General features: G+C 45.6%; 15 protein-coding genes. 7 read left to right on the top strand and 8 right to left on the bottom strand.

Going from position 1 to position 17,720, the window contains the following annotated elements; all coding sequences use genetic code 11:
* Positions 1–72 precede the first annotated feature (72 nt).
* The 3 genes from hrpA to cybB all read left to right on the top strand — a co-directional run bounded on the left by hrpA (position 73) and on the right by cybB (position 5,486).
* Complete coding sequence (hrpA, locus tag NBA72_RS02605; RefSeq protein WP_023137906.1) at positions 73–3,975, top strand: ATP-dependent RNA helicase HrpA; 3,903 nt, start codon at positions 73–75, stop codon at positions 3,973–3,975.
* A gap of 63 nt (positions 3,976–4,038) precedes the next feature.
* Entirely contained in the window at positions 4,039–4,839 is an 801-nt protein-coding gene (locus NBA72_RS02600; RefSeq protein ID WP_001098505.1) for a YdcF family protein, read from the top strand.
* 116 nt (positions 4,840–4,955) lie between these two features.
* Complete coding sequence (cybB, locus tag NBA72_RS02595) at positions 4,956–5,486, top strand: cytochrome b561 (protein WP_000527278.1); 531 nt, start codon at positions 4,956–4,958, stop codon at positions 5,484–5,486.
* Positions 5,487–5,756: 270 nt separating this feature from the next.
* On the opposite strand, the gene NBA72_RS02590 is transcribed toward cybB, so the two are convergent.
* The 6 genes from NBA72_RS02590 to NBA72_RS02565 form a co-directional block, all read right to left on the bottom strand.
* Positions 5,757–6,419 carry a class I SAM-dependent methyltransferase gene (locus tag NBA72_RS02590; protein ID WP_001520112.1) on the bottom strand — a complete coding sequence of 221 codons (663 nt, stop codon included), beginning with the start codon at positions 6,417–6,419 and terminating at the stop codon, positions 5,757–5,759.
* A gap of 463 nt (positions 6,420–6,882) precedes the next feature.
* On the bottom strand, positions 6,883–8,433 hold the full coding sequence (locus tag NBA72_RS02585; RefSeq protein WP_042947199.1) for a glycosyltransferase family 39 protein: 1,551 nt from the start codon (positions 8,431–8,433) through the stop codon (positions 6,883–6,885).
* A 136-nt stretch (positions 8,434–8,569) separates the two neighbouring features.
* Positions 8,570–9,250 (bottom strand): amino acid ABC transporter permease, encoded by a 681-nt coding sequence (locus NBA72_RS02580; RefSeq protein WP_023220239.1) that lies wholly within the window; start codon positions 9,248–9,250, stop codon positions 8,570–8,572.
* The gene (locus tag NBA72_RS02575; RefSeq protein WP_001185903.1) at positions 9,247–9,978 is read right to left on the bottom strand and encodes an amino acid ABC transporter ATP-binding protein; all 732 of its coding nucleotides are present in this window, start codon (positions 9,976–9,978) and stop codon (positions 9,247–9,249) included. The genes NBA72_RS02580 and NBA72_RS02575 overlap by 4 nt, the downstream gene beginning before the upstream one ends.
* Before the next feature lie 24 nt (positions 9,979–10,002).
* The gene (locus NBA72_RS02570) at positions 10,003–10,650 is read right to left on the bottom strand and encodes an amino acid ABC transporter permease (protein WP_042947205.1); all 648 of its coding nucleotides are present in this window, start codon (positions 10,648–10,650) and stop codon (positions 10,003–10,005) included.
* Between the two features lie 6 nt (positions 10,651–10,656).
* Entirely contained in the window at positions 10,657–11,418 is a 762-nt protein-coding gene (locus NBA72_RS02565; protein WP_042947207.1) for a transporter substrate-binding domain-containing protein, read from the bottom strand.
* 901 nt (positions 11,419–12,319) lie between these two features.
* On the opposite strand from NBA72_RS02565, the gene NBA72_RS02560 reads away from it, so the two are divergent.
* The gene (locus NBA72_RS02560; RefSeq protein WP_042947209.1) at positions 12,320–12,664 is read left to right on the top strand and encodes a DUF1294 domain-containing protein; all 345 of its coding nucleotides are present in this window, start codon (positions 12,320–12,322) and stop codon (positions 12,662–12,664) included.
* Between the two features lie 120 nt (positions 12,665–12,784).
* On the opposite strand, the gene sseJ is transcribed toward NBA72_RS02560, so the two are convergent.
* The gene (sseJ, locus tag NBA72_RS02555; protein ID WP_001131421.1) at positions 12,785–14,011 is read right to left on the bottom strand and encodes an SPI-2 type III secretion system effector SseJ; all 1,227 of its coding nucleotides are present in this window, start codon (positions 14,009–14,011) and stop codon (positions 12,785–12,787) included.
* A 424-nt stretch (positions 14,012–14,435) separates the two neighbouring features.
* On the opposite strand from sseJ, the gene NBA72_RS02550 reads away from it, so the two are divergent.
* Complete coding sequence (locus NBA72_RS02550) at positions 14,436–15,152, top strand: hypothetical protein (RefSeq protein ID WP_001527697.1); 717 nt, start codon at positions 14,436–14,438, stop codon at positions 15,150–15,152.
* 128 nt (positions 15,153–15,280) lie between these two features.
* On the opposite strand, the gene NBA72_RS02545 is transcribed toward NBA72_RS02550, so the two are convergent.
* Positions 15,281–15,682 carry an effector protein gene (locus tag NBA72_RS02545; protein ID WP_077917523.1) on the bottom strand — a complete coding sequence of 134 codons (402 nt, stop codon included), beginning with the start codon at positions 15,680–15,682 and terminating at the stop codon, positions 15,281–15,283.
* Between the two features lie 518 nt (positions 15,683–16,200).
* Between NBA72_RS02545 and NBA72_RS02540 the strand changes: the two genes are divergently transcribed.
* Both NBA72_RS02540 and NBA72_RS02535 read left to right on the top strand, forming a co-directional pair.
* Positions 16,201–16,476: a metal/formaldehyde-sensitive transcriptional repressor gene (locus NBA72_RS02540; RefSeq protein ID WP_001120770.1), complete on the top strand. Its 276-nt coding sequence runs from the start codon at positions 16,201–16,203 to the stop codon at positions 16,474–16,476.
* 31 nt (positions 16,477–16,507) lie between these two features.
* Positions 16,508–17,626, top strand: a complete 1,119-nt coding sequence (locus tag NBA72_RS02535; RefSeq protein WP_000842141.1) for an S-(hydroxymethyl)glutathione dehydrogenase/class III alcohol dehydrogenase — start codon at positions 16,508–16,510, stop codon at positions 17,624–17,626.
* Positions 17,627–17,720 lie beyond the last annotated feature (94 nt).

Below are 17,720 nucleotides of genomic sequence, written 5' to 3'. Positions count from 1 at the left end.
AGCCCCAATGTGGTACTCTATACCTATCATTTAAAACGATTTTAAACAGGCAGAATGCTGCCCAAGAGCTTTATGACTGAACAATCTATGTTGACGCTTCAGGTGTTACAGCAGCGGCTGGATGCACTGATGCTGCGCGACAAACAGCGCTTTGCGCGCCGCCTGCATGGCGTAAAGAAAGTAAAAAATCCTGATGCGCAACAGGCCATTTTCCAGACGATGGCGAAAGAAATTGAACAGGCTGCGGCGCAGGTCGCCCTCCGCGAAGCGGCGCGCCCCTCAATCACTTATCCGCAAAATCTGCCTGTTAGCCAGAAGAAACAGGACATTCTGGAAGCGATCCGCGATCATCAGGTGGTGATCGTAGCAGGGGAAACCGGTTCCGGTAAAACCACCCAGTTGCCGAAAATTTGTATGGAACTGGGACGCGGAATTAAAGGACTTATTGGACATACTCAGCCGCGTCGCCTGGCGGCGCGCACCGTCGCTAACCGTATTGCCGAAGAGTTGCAAACGGAGCCTGGCGGCTGCATCGGCTATAAAGTTCGTTTCAGCGATCATGTCAGTAGCAACACCATGGTCAAACTGATGACGGACGGTATCCTGCTGGCGGAAATCCAGCAGGACAGGCTATTGATGCAGTATGACACCATCATTATTGATGAAGCGCATGAACGCAGCCTGAATATTGACTTCTTGCTCGGCTATCTGAAAGAGCTTCTGCCGCGTCGCCCCGATCTGAAAGTGATTATTACCTCTGCGACCATCGACCCGGAACGCTTCTCGCGCCACTTTAATAACGCGCCGATTATTGAAGTCTCTGGCCGAACGTATCCCGTAGAAGTTCGTTATCGCCCCATTGTGGAAGAGGCTGACGACACTGAACGCGATCAGCTACAGGCAATTTTCGACGCTGTCGATGAACTGGGGCGTGAAAGTCCCGGCGATATCCTGATTTTTATGAGCGGAGAGCGGGAAATCCGCGATACCGCCGACGCCCTGAACAAGCTGAACTTACGGCATACCGAAGTGTTGCCGCTGTATGCACGCTTGTCGAACAGCGAACAGAACCGCGTTTTCCAGTCGCACAGCGGACGCCGTATCGTGCTGGCAACTAACGTGGCGGAAACCTCGCTGACGGTGCCGGGTATCAAGTATGTGATCGATCCTGGCACTGCGCGCATCAGCCGCTACAGCTACCGCACTAAAGTGCAGCGCCTGCCGATTGAACCGATCTCACAGGCTTCCGCCAACCAGCGTAAAGGGCGTTGCGGGCGCGTATCGGAAGGGATTTGCATTCGTCTGTATTCGGAAGATGACTTTTTGTCACGTCCGGAATTTACCGACCCGGAAATTCTACGTACCAACCTGGCGTCGGTTATTTTGCAGATGACCGCCCTGGGGCTGGGTGACATCGCCGCCTTCCCGTTTGTCGAAGCGCCGGATAAGCGCAATATTCAGGATGGCGTGCGTTTGTTGGAAGAGCTGGGGGCGATTACCGCCGACGAACAGCAAACGGCATATAAGCTGACGCCGCTGGGCCGACAATTATCTCAGCTGCCGGTCGACCCGCGCCTGGCGCGTATGGTTCTGGAAGCGCAAAAACATGGCTGTGTGCGCGAAGCGATGATCATTACTTCCGCACTCTCTATTCAGGATCCGCGCGAGCGCCCAGTGGATAAGCAGCAGGCTTCCGATGAGAAACACCGGCGTTTCCATGATAAGGAATCCGATTTTCTGGCGTTTGTTAACCTGTGGAATTACCTCGGCGAGCAACAAAAGGCCCTGTCGTCGAATCAATTCCGCCGTCTGTGTCGCACCGACTATCTGAACTATTTACGCGTGCGTGAGTGGCAGGATATCTATACCCAACTGCGTCAGGTGGTAAAAGAACTGGGGATTCCGGTAAACAGCGAACCCGCAGAATACCGGGAAATTCACGTTGCGTTGTTAACGGGGCTGTTGTCGCATATCGGGATGAAAGATGCCGATAAACAAGAGTACACCGGCGCGCGTAACGCCCGATTCTCTATTTTCCCCGGATCCGGTTTATTCAAAAAACCGCCGAAATGGACAATGGTCGCCGAGCTGGTGGAAACCAGCCGTTTGTGGGGGCGCATCGCTGCCCGCATTGAGCCAGAATGGGTGGAACCGGTAGCCCAGCACCTGATTAAACGTTCATATAGCGAACCGCACTGGGAGCGGGCGCAAGGCGCGGTGATGGCGACGGAAAAGGTTACTGTCTACGGTCTGCCGATTGTCGCCGCACGCAAGGTGAATTACAGCCAGATTGACCCGGCGTTGTGTCGCGAGTTGTTTATCCGCCATGCGCTGGTGGAGGGGGACTGGCAAACCCGTCACGCCTTCTTCCGTGAGAATCTAAAATTGCGTGCGGAAGTCGAGGAACTTGAGCACAAATCTCGCCGCCGCGATATCCTGGTGGATGACGATACCCTGTTTGAGTTTTATGACCAGCGTATTAGCCATGACGTTATTTCCGCCCGCCACTTTGATAGTTGGTGGAAAAAAATCAGCCGCGAGACGCCGGATCTGCTCAACTTTGAAAAAAGTATGCTGATTAAAGAAGGCGCGGAAAAAATCAGCAAACTGGATTACCCGAATTTCTGGCACCAGGGCAATCTCAAGCTGCGTTTGAGCTATCAGTTTGAACCGGGCGCGGATGCTGACGGCGTGACCGTCCATATTCCGTTGCCGCTACTTAACCAGGTTGACGAGAGCGGTTTTGAATGGCAGATCCCAGGGCTGCGCCGTGAATTAGTTATTGCGCTGATTAAATCGTTGCCAAAACCGGTACGTCGCAACTTTGTTCCGGCGCCAAACTATGCTGAAGCTTTTTTAGGTCGCGTAACGCCGCTGGAGCTGCCGCTGCTGGACGCTCTGGAGCGTGAACTGCGCCGGATGACCGGCGTCACGGTCGACCGGGAAGACTGGCATTGGGATCAGGTGCCCGAGCATCTGAAAATCACGTTTCGCGTGGTGAATGACAAAAACAAGAAACTGCAGGAAGGGCGTTCGCTCGCCGAGCTTAAAAATGCGCTGAAAGGCAAAGTGCAGGAGACGCTCTCGGCGGTGGCGGATGACGGCATTGAGCAGAGCGGGCTGCATATCTGGAGTTTCGGCGAGCTGCCGGAAAGCTACGAACAGAAACGCGGTAATTATAAAGTGAAGGCGTGGCCGGCGTTAGTGGATGAGCGTGACAGCGTCGCTATCAAATTGTTTGATAATCCGCTGGAACAACAACAGGCGATGTGGTGCGGTTTACGCCGTCTGCTGTTGCTCAATATTCCTTCACCGATTAAGTATCTGCATGAGAAATTGCCGAATAAAGCCAAGCTGGGGCTGTACTTTAACCCGTACGGCAAAGTACTGGAATTGATTGATGACTGTATTGCCTGCGGGGTAGATAAACTGATAGATGCCAACGGCGGGCCGGTGTGGAGCGAAGCAGGTTTCACCGCGCTGCACGAAAAGGTACGCGCCGAGCTGAATGATACTGTGGTGGATATCGCGAAGCAGGTTGAGCGCATCCTGACGACCGTATTCAATATCAATAAGCGTCTGAAAGGGCGGGTGGATATGAGCATGGCGTTGGGGCTTTCCGATATCAAGGCGCAGATGAGCGGTCTGGTATACCGTGGTTTTGTGACTGGCAACGGCTTTAAACGTCTCGGCGATACGCTGCGTTATCTGCAGGCAATTGAAAAGCGGCTGGAGAAACTGGCTGTCGATCCGCACCGCGATCGGGCGCAAATGCTGAAAGTCGAAAGCGTCCAGCAGGCGTGGCAACAATGGATAAATAAATTGCCTCCAGCGCGTCGCGAAGATGATGATGTTAAAGAGATCCGTTGGATGATTGAAGAACTGCGTGTCAGTTATTTCGCCCAACAGCTCGGTACGCCTTATCCTATTTCCGATAAGCGTATTTTACAGGCCATGGATCAGATTACGGCCTAAAAAGCCAGGCGACGATGTCTTTCAAAGAGATCCGGTACAAGTTCGGAACAAAAAGGAGGAATTATGAATACAACGCCATTTCCGGCGCTCTCTGCGGAAACATTGCTGGCGGTGAATACCGTCGGACAGTGGCTGGCGCAAAATGATTTTTCCGGCGAACAACCTTATTCGTCGGATTGCGTCGTCCTGGCGGGCAATGCGGTGATCCCCACTATCGACGCGGCCTGTCGCATCGCCAAAGCGCAAGGCGTTCCTTTACTGATTAGCGGCGGTATAGGTCATTCAACGCCGTTTTTGTACGCCGTGATTGCCCGGCATCCGCGCTACCATACTATTCGCACAACCGGACGCGCTGAAGCCGCTATCCTCGCGGATATCGCGAACCAGTTCTGGCATATTCCGGCTGAGAAAATTTGGCTGGAAGATCGGTCAACTAATTGCGGCGAAAATGCCCGTTTCTCCTGCGCACTGATCCGTCAGGCGAAAGAAAACATTAACACGGCTATCGTTGTGCAAGACCCCACCATGCAGCGGCGCACTATCGCGGCGTTTCGGCGCGTGACAAACGACGACACCGATGCGCCGCGCTGGCTGAGTTTTCCTGGTTTTGTTCCGGTACTGCGCCACCTTAACGGAGGTACACGTTTTGCCAACGTTGAAGAGGGCATCTGGACGGTGGAGCGTTATCTGTCTCTGATTGCCGGCGAGCTGCCACGTTTGCGTGACGATGAAACAGGGTATGGACCGCGTGGTAAAGATTTTATCATTCACGTTGATATCCCACGCGATATTGAAAAGGCATGGCAGGTATTGCAGGCAGATACGACGCTGCGCAGTGCGTTAGAACAGAGAGCTTTACGCTAAAAATCGCCCGTTTGCGAGGGTGAACGGGCAAGTGCGACCACCATTTCATAAATTTGATGAATTATTTATAAAAGCTGGTTATGTTGTCGCTTTACGGTTTTCATTCAGGACGCGCTATGGGCAATAAGTATTCCGGCCTGCAAATTGGTATTCACTGGTTAGTCTTTTTTCTGGTTATTGTGGCTTACGCCGCGATGGAGCTACGCGGTTTTGCGCCGCGTAGTTATCGGCCCTGGTTTAATATGACGCATGTTTCATGTGGCATCACTATTTTGCTTTTAATGGTGGCGCGCTTGATTATTCGGCTGAAATATCCCACGCCGCCCATTGTTCCTCGTCCAAAACCGATGATGACCGGAATGGCGCATTTGGGACATCTGGTGATTTACCTGTTATTTATCGCGCTGCCTGTTATTGGTCTGGTCATGATGTATAACCGCGGCAATCCCTGGGTCGCATTTGGCATTACTATGCCGCATGCCGCCGAAGCTAACTTTGAACGTGTAGATATGCTGAAATCCTGGCACGTCACGCTGGCGAATCTGGGCTATTTTGTTATTGGACTTCATGCCATCGCTGCTTTGATGCATCACTATTTCTGGAAAGACAATACGCTGTTACGGATGATGCCGCGTAAGCGTAACTGACCGTCCTGTATGACGTTTGCTACAGGCGGGGTTAACTGCTTCAGGCAAACAAGGCATCTATCAGAGGGGATGGCGTATTCCATACAGAAAACGCCTGCGTCTAACCAGGACCCGTGACGCAGGCGAAGGAGGACGGGTCTACATCGGAAGCGGGTATTATACTTATTTGTATGACAAATAAAATAAGCAATTGCTATTCCGTAATCCAATGTTTAATCAACGGGTTAAACCCACATGATCGCGTTGCCGACCGCTCGGAACTGCCTGTACTTACGATGAGCGTGGCGTAGTGGCGGAAAATAGCGCAACGGCGCCATGTTGCTCCAAAGTCACCTTAGCGAAATGTTCGTCCAACACGCTGCGTAACGTATCGGCTGAATCATTGGTATTACTGAATATTCCTTTCTTGTTATAAACAGCCATTAATTTCTTACCAAAAGCATTGTGAGGAACCTCTTTGCCCAGAATCGTGGCGCCAAAAAGTGTGCCGCCGGGTTTAAGCGCCATACCGGCATTTTTAATTGCCTTCGCTTTTGTTGTCATCTCACCGGGTAAGCAGTGCAGAAGATAGTACATCGAAACGGAATCGAAGCGCCCGTGCCAGTCCGCCGGGAACGTGTCGAAAACATCGTGTTGTAGTGTGGCGCGGATTTTCGTATTACCCACTCGGCTGGCGGCTATTTTCAGGCTATCCGGATTTAAATCCATCAGCGAAATGGCATGAGTCGCAGGTGCATGTTTCAGGTAATAACCTGTACCTACGCCAATATCCAGGTGAGTCTCGCCCATGTGATGCAGGAAGAAAGGAAGTAGTCGCGTATCAGTAGGACACTTCCAGGCATATTTGTTTGAGATATTGAGTACCCACCAGTCATATAAGCTAAGCGTGAATGGGTTATAGACTTTTGCGCCTGATTGTTGTGTATGCTTCATTGTTCTCTCACTAAATAATTTCGCGCTGGAATTAAAACAACGAAGCAATCGTTAGGCAAGCATTAATCAGGTGAGTGAGTAATTTAATGCGACGAATAAAGGCGATATTATGAATTAAGCGGTTATCTTAAAGAAGATAGAGGATAATAATAGCTGATAAATGAATTGGACAGTCATATTATTATAAGCTGATAATTAATAATCGTTAATATAAATATATTAAGCCTTATGATAATAGCAATGCAATTAAAAGCATGAGAAACAATATTTATTCATACACATAAAGCGATTATTGCACATTAATTGATATTTTAAATGTTACGCTGAGATAGCCATCTTTATTTAATATCACCTACCTGGAGGCGATATGATTGAGGTTTTTGAAGCGTTTGGCTGGACCTTACTTTTAGGCGGTCTGGCAGTGGCAGTACTGTTTATCACTGCACTGGATAGAAAACGGTAATCATTGCATTTGACGCACCTGTTGAGTTGGTATTACAAATAATTGTACCTGAAATCTACCACTTCTGAAGTTTGCGATATTTTGCCATTCTGACGGCAAGGGATAATCCTGACTGAAGTTACCGCCGCTTACCAACCAGACACGATGGTAACTTTTTGAAAGCGTTGCCAGAGTATCAATATATGTCTGATCGGCTTGCGCATAAAACAGTGAACCAAAGCCATAGGCATTCGGTCTGCCTGATGTTCCGTGTGCGTTAGGTGGTGTATAAAGAAACGCACGATAATCTCGCTTATTATAATACACATAACTTAAATAATCGAACATTTTACTGACTACCACGGCATCATTAGGCTGGTGACGGGTATTAATATAGTTTACCAATGGTTTAAACTCGTCTATGTGCTCAGGATTATTATGATATGAACCATAGCCGAATAATAAGGTGAATAAGATAAAACCGAAGCCACAAACCGCTTTTTTTGCGCGGGTAAGTAATACCGCGAGCAGGGGAGGAATGCTCAGCGATGAGAAGAAGAAATAACGATCGATAAATAACGGCATCCACCAGGAAATGATGAAGACCAGCATTACAGGGATGACCAGATTACAAAATAATATCAGCTGATATCTTTCATATTCTCCGTTGCATAAAGATATTCGCCCCACAGTACCGATAAAACTTCCCACAGCCAGCCACAGAATGATCGACGGAAAACTCTGTCCGTTGTTTCCGGTAAAGAAATGCCAGTACATTGCAGGCAGATCACGCCATGTTACGGGGGGAATCCAACCGATATCATTACCGGCTCTCAACTGCGCCAGATGAGTCAGTAAATTAAACAATACGGGCAACCAGGGGAGATAAGCGACAGCAATTGCCAGGTTAGCAAACCACCAGCCAGGAAGTTTAAGGTAGCAGGCCGTTTTATGGCTTTGGCAGGATAATATTGTTACTGCGATCCAGTGGGCAATAAGTGCAAATAGGGTGAAATAATGGGTGTAAAAGCTGAACGTCATAAGTAAAGCATACGCGACAAGATAGCGATTATGGGTGGGTGTTTTTATCCACATCATCAATGCTAACGCGGCAGCGAGCGTTAGCATTCCCATTAACGCGTACATGCGCGTTTCTTGACTGTAATGAACTGCCATCGGCATCAGGGCGGCGAACCATCCCGCCAATAAGGCTGTACGTTCATTTGCCAGCCATCGCGTAAGTGCGATAACCAGCACAACTGTCAGGATCCCAAAGAGTAGACTGAGAGAGCGTACCGCTGCAATGCTATCACCCCATAATATCATCCAGTCATGCAGTAACAGATAATAAAGCGGGGGATGCACGTCAAAAGCGGCATGGAATAGCAGATTATCTACGCTATGTCGACTAATCAGCACGCTGGACGCTTCGTCACACCAAAGGTAGCGGTCAGTTAAAAACAGCAACCGTATAAGGACGGAGAATATGACAATGAGACAAACATGATATTTATACTTTATTTTTCTTAACCCATCGCCGGGCTGCCATATGGATAGTTGTGGTAGCGCCATAATATCCTCAATGGAGTAAGACTTAGACCAGAATGGACACCTACAGCAATAATGAAGGTTAAAATATTAACCAACACTAAATAAAAATAACTTTGATAATGTCAGCGATGAATTAATCAGAATAGTGCAGTGCAACTCAGTAATCCTGACCGTAATGGCGAAGCAGTTTATGCTCTAAAAACCGGGTCAAACCGACGATAAAGGTAACGCCAATAAGATACACTATGGCGGCAAAAAGGTAAGCATGGAAGAATTTAAAGCTGGTTGCAGCAACCTCCTGAATTCGCGCGAAAAACTCAGTATATTGGATAAGAAAAACGATGGTGCTGTCTTTAAGGTTATTAATCACCTGATTCGTTAAGGCTGGAATGGAAGACAGCAATACCTGAGGCAGTATAATCCACAAAAAGACCTGCCGTTTGTTCAACCCCTGAACGACTGCTGCCTCCGTTTCATACTTATTCAATGCGTTATAGGCCGTTGTCATGTACGCGGCATTATATGCGCCGACATTCAAGGTAAAACCTGTAACCGCCACGGTAAAAGAGGACAGGTGAATGCCAGATTGAGGTAAACCATAATAGATAACAAACAGAATAAGAATGAGTGGCGTACCGATAAAGAAATCCATGTACAGTCGAGTTATGGCTTTTACCACGGGGCGATGGCTAAGGCTCAGAAAGAAAATAATAATTCCCCACAAAAAACCGGTGATGGAAACAATCAGCGCAAGTTTACAGGTTTCTTTAATACCGTCCACAACAAGTGGCAGTTGTTCAGTCAGGTCATTAAAGAAGAGAGACCAGCCAGCGATCATCGTTGTGCCTCGCTAAAAAAACAGTGGATATCTGGATCCGTTTCTCGTAAGGCAAGATCGGTAAAAGCGCCTTCTGCACGAATCTTGCCATGATTAAGAAACGTTACGTTATCGCTTAGTAATCTGGCGAGGCGAATATCATGAGTGACGCATAATATAGTGACGCCATTGTCGTGAAGTTGCTTGATCAACATTCCGACTTCACGAGTCATGAGCGGATCAAGCGCAGACGTCGGCTCATCAAAAATAATGAGTTCTGGGTCGGTGACCATTGTACGGGCCAGGGCGACGCGCTGTTGCTGGCCGCCCGATAATTGCGAAGGGTATTTCGCGCTATGCGAGACCATATCAAGTTTTTGTAGCTCATGTAAGGCTTTCTCCCGGGCTAGTTGTCCCGGCATGCCAAACACTTTACATAGGGCAAGGGTAATGTTATCCATGACGTTAAGATGGCGATACAAAGCGTAATTCTGGAAGACACAACCGACTTTTTTTCTGAACTCAAGAATAGTAAATTCCTTGTCATAAATATTTCTCCCGTGAAAATAAATATCACCATAATCAGGCTCTTCTAATCGAAGCAGACAGCGTAAAAGCGTCGTTTTTCCACAACCCGATGGCCCCATGACTACTTTCATGTCTCCCGATTGAATTTTCAGACTAACCGTATCAAGAACCTTTTTTCCTGAATATTCCTTACTTATCTCTTTTAGTTCCAGTAAAGCCATGAGTATCACCTCTATTTTTATGCTTCAACTGATGCGATATTTTTTCTCAAACACTCCGGCCAGAAGAGTAAAAAATTTATAAATAATGAAATATAATACCCCGGCAAGAGTATAAATCTGTAACCCGTTCAGCGTGATGGCTGTCAGTGACATTGCCTGCTTCGTTATTTCAGCGATGCCTACAGTATAAGCAAAGGGCGTCGCTTTTAATACAGAAGAAAACTCATTGATAATACCGGGCACAGAAAATCGCAACATCTGTGGCAGTTCAATATTTATTATAACCTGTAATTGACGCATTCCTGCTACTTTCGCTACCGTTATTTCGAATGGCTCAACTAATTTAAGCGCCCCTCTGAACACCTCGGCAAGATAACTCCCGCTGATTAAGCCGACGCTGAGGTTCATGGCCACCAGAGGTGAAACATATATGCCAATCGATGGCAATCCAAAATAAACAAGAAAAACAGCAATAAGTATTGGAATTCCCCGAAGAATAAAGACCAGTACGTCGAGTATCTTCTGTAGTGGAAGGGGGGATAGTCGCCGTAATACGGCGACTGTAAGCCCGGTCAAAAACGCTGAGAGAAAACAGGTAAATGTTACAAGCAGCGTATTACCAATCCCTTCCAATAGGAAATAAAAGATAGCCAGCATATTACCTGATGACATAGCTTACTATTTCATCCAGCTATCGACAATGCCAGATATTTTTTGTGACCCTTGCTCTTTAAGCCATAAGTTGAAATCATCGCGCACGGGAGAGCCTTTCTTAAAGGCAATGCCAAGCTGATCAACATTCTTGAAAACATAACGGCTTTCTATCGGCATCTTTTTCTTATTTTTGAAGGTAAAATAAACCGGCTCTTCTATAAAAGCCAGATCAAGATTGCCATTTTTTAGATCAGCCATCGTCTCATTATATGTTGGATACAATTTTACTTTACTTAACGAGTAGTATCCTTTGGGCTCCAGATCGTTTTTGATAAGGTCGGAGTAAGCCATTCCTCGAGGGTATCCAATAGAATATTGATTTAATTCATTGAGGTTATTGAGCGTTATTTTATGATTGGCCATACTGACCAGATAAAAAGAGTTGATGTAATAAGGTTCAGAAAAATCAATAACTTTCTTACGTTTATCTGTGATTGAAATTCCCGAAAATGCTACATCTGCCTGACCACTCGCCACTGCGCCAAGCATTCCATCCCAGGCATATTCGGTGATGTTTAGCTTACAATGCCGTGACTGACAGTAAGACGAAAAAAGCTCCAGATCTATCCCCTGCAATTTGCCATCAGCACTTTTAAATAACATAGGGGGAGAGGCCGGTGATACTGCGACATTGAGTGTTCTCCCTTCAACGATGCTATCAGCAAAAGCTGAAGACGACATTATTCCCAACACTATCATCGATAAGCCAATTTTTTTGGATAACATGCTATCTATTTCCTGTGGTAAGGTAATGCGTATTATAAATTAAGCATTAGGGCGTGAACCTGACATTTGCAGGCGTAAAGTACTTAACGTTATGTATTCCATCGCTGTTAACTAATTTAATCAGGAGGTTTGACAGGAATCATCAAAGGGAATGGATTGAATATACCATGAGATATCAACTGGATATGAGTGCAGCGGCCCCATGAAAGGTGAAAATGTAAAGATACCATAGACATTAGTATACTGGACATAGTTTATGCTCCATTTACGCATACATATTTACATGATAAGCAGATAAATGCTTCAGTGACGGTGTATTTAATGTCTCTAAGTATCATCTTACCACTCTATCCAGGGCCAATATAAAGACTTATCTTTGCTTGTCAAATACATTTTCTGAGCTAAGTTGATTTGCGTGCTATCTATATTTGCAAGCATATAAATTATTTATCCTATGAACAAACGACAACAAATCAGGAGTTCTGACGATGTTGTTATGTTTATCAAAACGTTAACTTGTTTTAATCGACAATAATCTTAATTCAGAAATATCTTAATATATGCGGTTATCGAGATAAAATTCTCAAATTAACATCGTACATCTTATGTAATAAATATAAATACGATAAACAAATCCAAAACTGAGACTGCCAACCGGATAACAAACAGCAATAAAGAGGGTTCTCCATTAAGTTATCCTGGCAATGGTTAAGGTGGTAACATTTTCGGTGGCTTTACCCATTTTAATCGTGTTCACAACACGTTAATTACCTTATGATTACCATGGTAATTAAAAATGAATCCTCGATGACTGAATGAAAAGAAAATTCTGCATCACATAGGCGCATGTATCGCGTATAATGGACTCCGATGTCCCTAATCATTGCTATGACATAATAATATGTATCTTAACCGCTTTTGTTATTTAATCCTGATCTCCGCTGCGGTCGGAAGCATTTTTACATCGCATCCCGTCGCGATGTGGTTCCTGCTCGCCAATGTGCTAACGCTGGCGATCTACGGTGTAGATAAAACGGCGGCACGTAAAACCTGGCGCAGAGTGCCGGAATCCACTTTGTTGGTGTTTGGGGTTGTCGGTGGGTGGCCTGGTGCGATTGTTGGTCAACAACTCTTCCGTCATAAAACGCAAAAGCAGCCATTCAAAACATACTTTATCGTCAGTGTGATAGTGAGTATTGTAGTTACGGTGGCGATCTATCGACTCTATCCATTTTTGTCCTACTGAACATAGAGTATGGATCACTTATTGACCAACCGGCAGCAAAGACAACCTCATATTTTCATGCCACCGGCACTATGATATTGAGCGGTGTTTTGCTCAAGGCGTACCGCAGCGGATGGAACATTATTCAGTGGAATAATGATGAGCTATAAAACTTTCTAACATTGTGGCAAAACAATGATGGACTTCCTGGGTTGGATGGACAAAGTCATTGAAGACGTATTGCGGACATATATCCAGCTGAGGGTCTTTAGCCCCGGGAAGATGTACATAGCCGTGGTGAGTATAAGGGTTTTCCGTATCATAACCAATATTACTGGCCACCTCCATTATCATCTTAAATGCATCGGCAGTCTCGAAATAGCATATTTTGTGCTGGGGGTATTTTTCTTTTAGTTCTTCAACATTAGTTTTTAACAGGGCATTGTGAGCGGTGCTTTCATCCTTAAGTTTTCTTTTTTCATCAGATTGTTTGCCATAGGGCGTCAAAGACAAATCGGGAATCCCCATGACTAAAATATTATTAACTCCACCGGAAATTATTTTTTCAATATCATCAATTTGTTGCTCAACGACCATCATTACATTATCTTTGTGTAGTGTCATATAGTCATTAGCCCCCAATAAAAATATCGCCAGGTCCTGGTGGGAAGGGGTGTAAGATGCGACTTGTCTGTCCGTATTTGATACAAAGTCACCGAGGCAATTAAAGCAGGAATAGCTTGCCGATGTACTTCCCCCTTCAGCAAAATTAAGCATCTCTTTACCTAAGAAGTGTGGAGATGATAAAAACTCAGTCCAGGTAAATCCATTAGTAAACCTTCCGCCAAAGTATTGACCATAGGAGGGTAAAATATGATGTGTTTTTTCAAACATACGCCCCATGGAGTCAGATAAACTGTCGCCAAAAAATACCAGTCTGGTAATATCACCTAAAGAAATATTTTTTGGCTTGGGATGTAATTTATTGATTTCTTTGGCAAGACCAAAAGCTTCCGGATGACATTCAACCTCAATAGATAAAATATTTTCACCATTATCATCTTTAATAATCAACTTATCGGCCTGTTCCTGTGATTCTATAATAAATTGTTCTTTACATCCCTGAGACGCTAAGGCTCGAAGTTTGATGTAGGCTCCGCGAACTTGTACCGGTGTTAGATTCAGTTCCTGATAGTGGTAAAGTTTAAAGATACATTCGAGCGCTTCTGCATGGTAGGTGGTGAAGAAATATGCTTTGATTTTCTCCCATAAACTTAATTCCGGAGGGCGTGCGCTTTCTTTTATCACATTAAATCTTTCAGCACTGATAGATGATGTGAAATACCCCTGTCCAACACTCAATGGCATAGTGTCCTCCTTACTCTATTAAACGCGCTTTAGTAAAGTATTAACTAGCAAATATTAGCAAGTAAAGTAATCAGGTAAATGGTGTATATGGAATTGCGCTTCTTTAACAGTTTGCAGTCGCCAATAAAATACATGCAATATTTATTATTTTTCAACGAAGTAAATATATCATCAACAACGTGAGGTTAATGCCGGGTACATATTATCTGACTGCTATCATTATTGACTGTGCGTCTGGTTAAGGCAAAGCTCTAAAAAAAGTAGCCACTCCTGATTTTAGTGTGCTGGCGTGGGTATGAGCTGGCTTGATACTCAGGAAAATTAGGTAAACTTATCATCCAGCTATTATTTCTAAGGGGGGCGTTTTATATAACGTGTTGATTTCTATTTTCATATTAAATATTTCTTAAGTGAGTTAACTATAATGAGTGATGATTCAATTATTAAAAACTCTTCGATGCTTTTGGCCTATTTAGGTGGTCTGGGATGGGGGAGCGCCTATTTTTATGGCTGGGGCGTCTCCGCGTACTATGGTTTCCCGTGGTGGTATGTAGGCGTCGGCCCTGACAACATTGCCCGAAGTCTATTCCATGCGATTAGCCTGATGGCTATATTCATAATAGCATGGGGAGTGGGTATTCTATTGTTTTTTTTAGTAAAGCAAAAAGCACGTATCCACGACCTTAGCTTCTTACGCCTTTTTTTGGCAGCGGTTTTGTTCTTTATTCCAATTGTTATCGAGTTTTCTCTCTTAACAGAATCGTTTTTGTGGGAGCTTTTTTTTATCATTTTACTGGTGGCTTTATGCCTATCGGTGGGGATGCGTTTTTATAGTAAATTGATGCCAGTGATTTGTTTTACGCAACTCAGTTGGGTGCGAAGACATTGTTTCACTATAGTTATGATTGGTTTTATTATATATTTTTTTATATTTTCTTTTTTTGTTGGGATCTATAAGCCACAATTAAAGAAAGAATACGAAATGATATTGTATGATGGAGGCTGGTACTACGTCCTGGCCAGATATCATGATAGTTTTATTTTGTCGAAATCCTTTACTAAAAATAACAATAGATTTATTATTTTTAGACCAGAAGATGGACACTCTTATGAAATTACCCTGGTAAAAGTCAGACTTTAATAAAATACTGGTTGGCAAGAGCGTGAAATGACGCCAGAGCTTCCCATAGCAGAGATTAGAGAAAGAACTGAGCGCCCATATCTGTAGGCTGTGGAATAGCAATGCCGGGAAGGGCATGGTATGACACTTTATCTGACATTACCATTTGAGTGACAGGTTAGCAGATGTTTCAGGCCAAACCCAAGTTGAACTGGAGCGCTCAGAAGCCGATTACCTACATAACAAATATTGGCCGCAAGCTTATGCTGTGGGCGAAATATACGACCGCTATTAGCCAGACTGGCTGTTAACTTATTTACCTTCCCATAGTAACCTATAACAGGGCTCCCTGAGGCATTGGCTAGCATCTGTGCATTGGAAAAACAGCTTCCATTTGCACTATAGCAACTTATAAAGTTTATTGCCTCATGAGAGTTGCTAATATGGTGGATTGATTTTGAAAGTAATGATGACTGACTTGCCCCGGAACCGTACCGATTTTCATGTTGAACAACAAAAGGAGCACCATGTTTACAAATCGAAATAGGCATGGATTATTACCTGAGATTGATTTCAAATTAACAATAATGATGACGCTTTTGGGTATTAAAAATCTTTCAAATAACGCTCATTTGATTTTTTGTCCACATTGACTAAGCCTGGAAAGACACAGGGTTGAGATATTTTTGCTACCCGTCGGCGGTGTATCGCAGTTGTGATGTTACGTTCTTACAAGACTGACATCTGCATATCATAACCTTTATTCATTACCACCTGGTGAGTAAGTAAAAACTATTGAGCAAATATTTACTTCCGGGTAATGGGACTGGATTCACACGGCATTACCTCTGTGCCCCAGTCGGGCAGAACATTGCAGCTTAGAAAGGAAGCTTTGGCGTTTATTGTCTGTGGCCAGAAAAAGTTCCCGTAAGCTGAATATGCTGAATGTGAACTGATTCTTGATGGCCTATGCCGACAAGTTATAAGAGGTTGATTTTTATAGTGTGTTTAATTTTACAATTACGTAAAAATTCTGATAGTATACCCCCCTATAGTATATGGAGGTCGAATGCCGCATTCACCTGAAGATAAAAAACGTATCCTTACCCGTGTTCGTCGCATACGCGGGCAGGTTGAAGCGCTGGAGCGGGCGCTTGAGTCTGGCGAACCTTGTCTGGCGATTCTGCAACAGATTGCCGCCGTGCGCGGCGCGTCTAATGGCCTGATGAGTGAAATGGTTGAAATCCATCTGAAAGATGAGCTGGTCAGCGGGGAAACTACGCCAGATCAGCGCGCGGTTCGGATGGCGGAAATCGGCCATCTTCTTCGCGCTTATCTAAAATAACAATTTCCCTCACCGTAACAGGAAGAGATATATGAAATCACGTGCAGCAGTTGCTTTTGGTCCCGGTCAGCCGCTAAAAATTGTCGAGATTGACGTTGCGCCGCCGAAAAAAGGCGAAGTTCTGGTCAAAATCACCCATACCGGCGTTTGCCATACCGATGCATTTACTCTTTCCGGCGATGATCCGGAAGGCGTATTCCCGGCAGTCCTGGGGCACGAAGGCGGCGGCGTGGTAGTTGAGGTCGGCGAGGGGGTCACCAGCCTGAAACCCGGCGACCATGTTATTCCACTGTATACGGCGGAATGCGGCGAGTGTAAGTTCTGTAAGTCCGGTAAAACTAACCTTTGTCAGGCCGTACGCGCCACTCAGGGAAAAGGGCTGATGCCGGATGGCACTACTCGCTTTTCTTATAACGGCGAACCCGTTTATCACTATATGGGAACCAGCACGTTCAGCGAATATACCGTTTGCGCGGAAATTTCTCTGGCGAAAGTGAACCCGCAGGCGCCGCTGGATAAAGTGTGTCTGTTGGGCTGCGGCGTGACGACGGGTATAGGCGCCGTCCATAACACCGCTAAAGTGAAAGCGGGCGACACCGTTGCCGTTTTTGGTTTAGGCGGTATTGGGCTGGCGGTTATTCAGGGCGCGGTTCAGGCTAAAGCCGGGCGTATTTTAGCTGTCGACACCAATCCGGAAAAATTTACGCTGGCGGGCGAAATGGGGGCCACGGACTTTATTAATCCGAATGATTACGACAAACCGATCCAGGACGTTATTGTTGAGCTTACTGATGGCGGCGTAGATTTCAGTTTTGAATGTATCGGCAACGTTAACGTGATGCGAGCAGCGCTGGAATGTTGTCATAAAGGCTGGGGCGAAAGCATTATTATTGGCGTAGCGGGGGCAGGGCAGGAAATCAAAACCCGTCCCTTCCAGCTAGTGACCGGTCGCGTCTGGCGTGGCTCCGCTTTTGGCGGCGTGAAAGGGCGCACGCAGCTGCCAGGGATGGTAGAAGATGCGATGAACGGTAAAATCCGTTTAGATCCTTTTATTACTCACCGCCTGCCGCTGGAGCAGATTAACGATGCCTTTGAACTGATGCATCAGGGTAAATCCATCCGTACTGTTATCCACTTTGGTGATAACTGATTCATCCGCCAGCGGATTTTCCGCTGGCGCTTTTCTGAATTTTCTGGAATGAATGTTGTGAAAATGTGACGAAGGCGATGCTTTTCGCGGTAAG

Origin of the sequence: Salmonella sp. NW1250, from assembly GCF_051812965.1 — a bacterium.
GTDB lineage: Bacteria > Pseudomonadota > Gammaproteobacteria > Enterobacterales > Enterobacteriaceae > Salmonella > Salmonella enterica.
Note: the sequence above shows the minus strand (reverse complement) of the source record. Positions and strands in the feature narration are given on the sequence as shown.

Bases quoted from the DNA above. Each gene is read 5' to 3' on its own strand.
- hrpA (WP_023137906.1), top strand. From the start codon at position 73: ATGACTGAACAATCTATGTTGACGCTTCAGGTGTTACAGCAGCGGCTG.
- NBA72_RS02600 (WP_001098505.1), top strand. From the start codon at position 4,039: ATGAATACAACGCCATTTCCGGCGCTCTCTGCGGAAACATTGCTGGCG.
- cybB (WP_000527278.1), top strand. From the start codon at position 4,956: ATGGGCAATAAGTATTCCGGCCTGCAAATTGGTATTCACTGGTTAGTC.
- NBA72_RS02590 (WP_001520112.1), bottom strand. From the start codon at position 6,419: ATGAAGCATACACAACAATCAGGCGCAAAAGTCTATAACCCATTCACG.
- NBA72_RS02585 (WP_042947199.1), bottom strand. From the start codon at position 8,433: ATGGCGCTACCACAACTATCCATATGGCAGCCCGGCGATGGGTTAAGA.
- NBA72_RS02580 (WP_023220239.1), bottom strand. From the start codon at position 9,250: ATGATCGCTGGCTGGTCTCTCTTCTTTAATGACCTGACTGAACAACTG.
- NBA72_RS02575 (WP_001185903.1), bottom strand. From the start codon at position 9,978: ATGGCTTTACTGGAACTAAAAGAGATAAGTAAGGAATATTCAGGAAAA.
- NBA72_RS02570 (WP_042947205.1), bottom strand. From the start codon at position 10,650: ATGTCATCAGGTAATATGCTGGCTATCTTTTATTTCCTATTGGAAGGG.
- NBA72_RS02565 (WP_042947207.1), bottom strand. From the start codon at position 11,418: ATGTTATCCAAAAAAATTGGCTTATCGATGATAGTGTTGGGAATAATG.
- NBA72_RS02560 (WP_042947209.1), top strand. From the start codon at position 12,320: ATGTATCTTAACCGCTTTTGTTATTTAATCCTGATCTCCGCTGCGGTC.
- sseJ (WP_001131421.1), bottom strand. From the start codon at position 14,011: ATGCCATTGAGTGTTGGACAGGGGTATTTCACATCATCTATCAGTGCT.
- NBA72_RS02550 (WP_001527697.1), top strand. From the start codon at position 14,436: ATGAGTGATGATTCAATTATTAAAAACTCTTCGATGCTTTTGGCCTAT.
- NBA72_RS02545 (WP_077917523.1), bottom strand. From the start codon at position 15,682: ATGCCTATTTCGATTTGTAAACATGGTGCTCCTTTTGTTGTTCAACAT.
- NBA72_RS02540 (WP_001120770.1), top strand. From the start codon at position 16,201: ATGCCGCATTCACCTGAAGATAAAAAACGTATCCTTACCCGTGTTCGT.
- NBA72_RS02535 (WP_000842141.1), top strand. From the start codon at position 16,508: ATGAAATCACGTGCAGCAGTTGCTTTTGGTCCCGGTCAGCCGCTAAAA.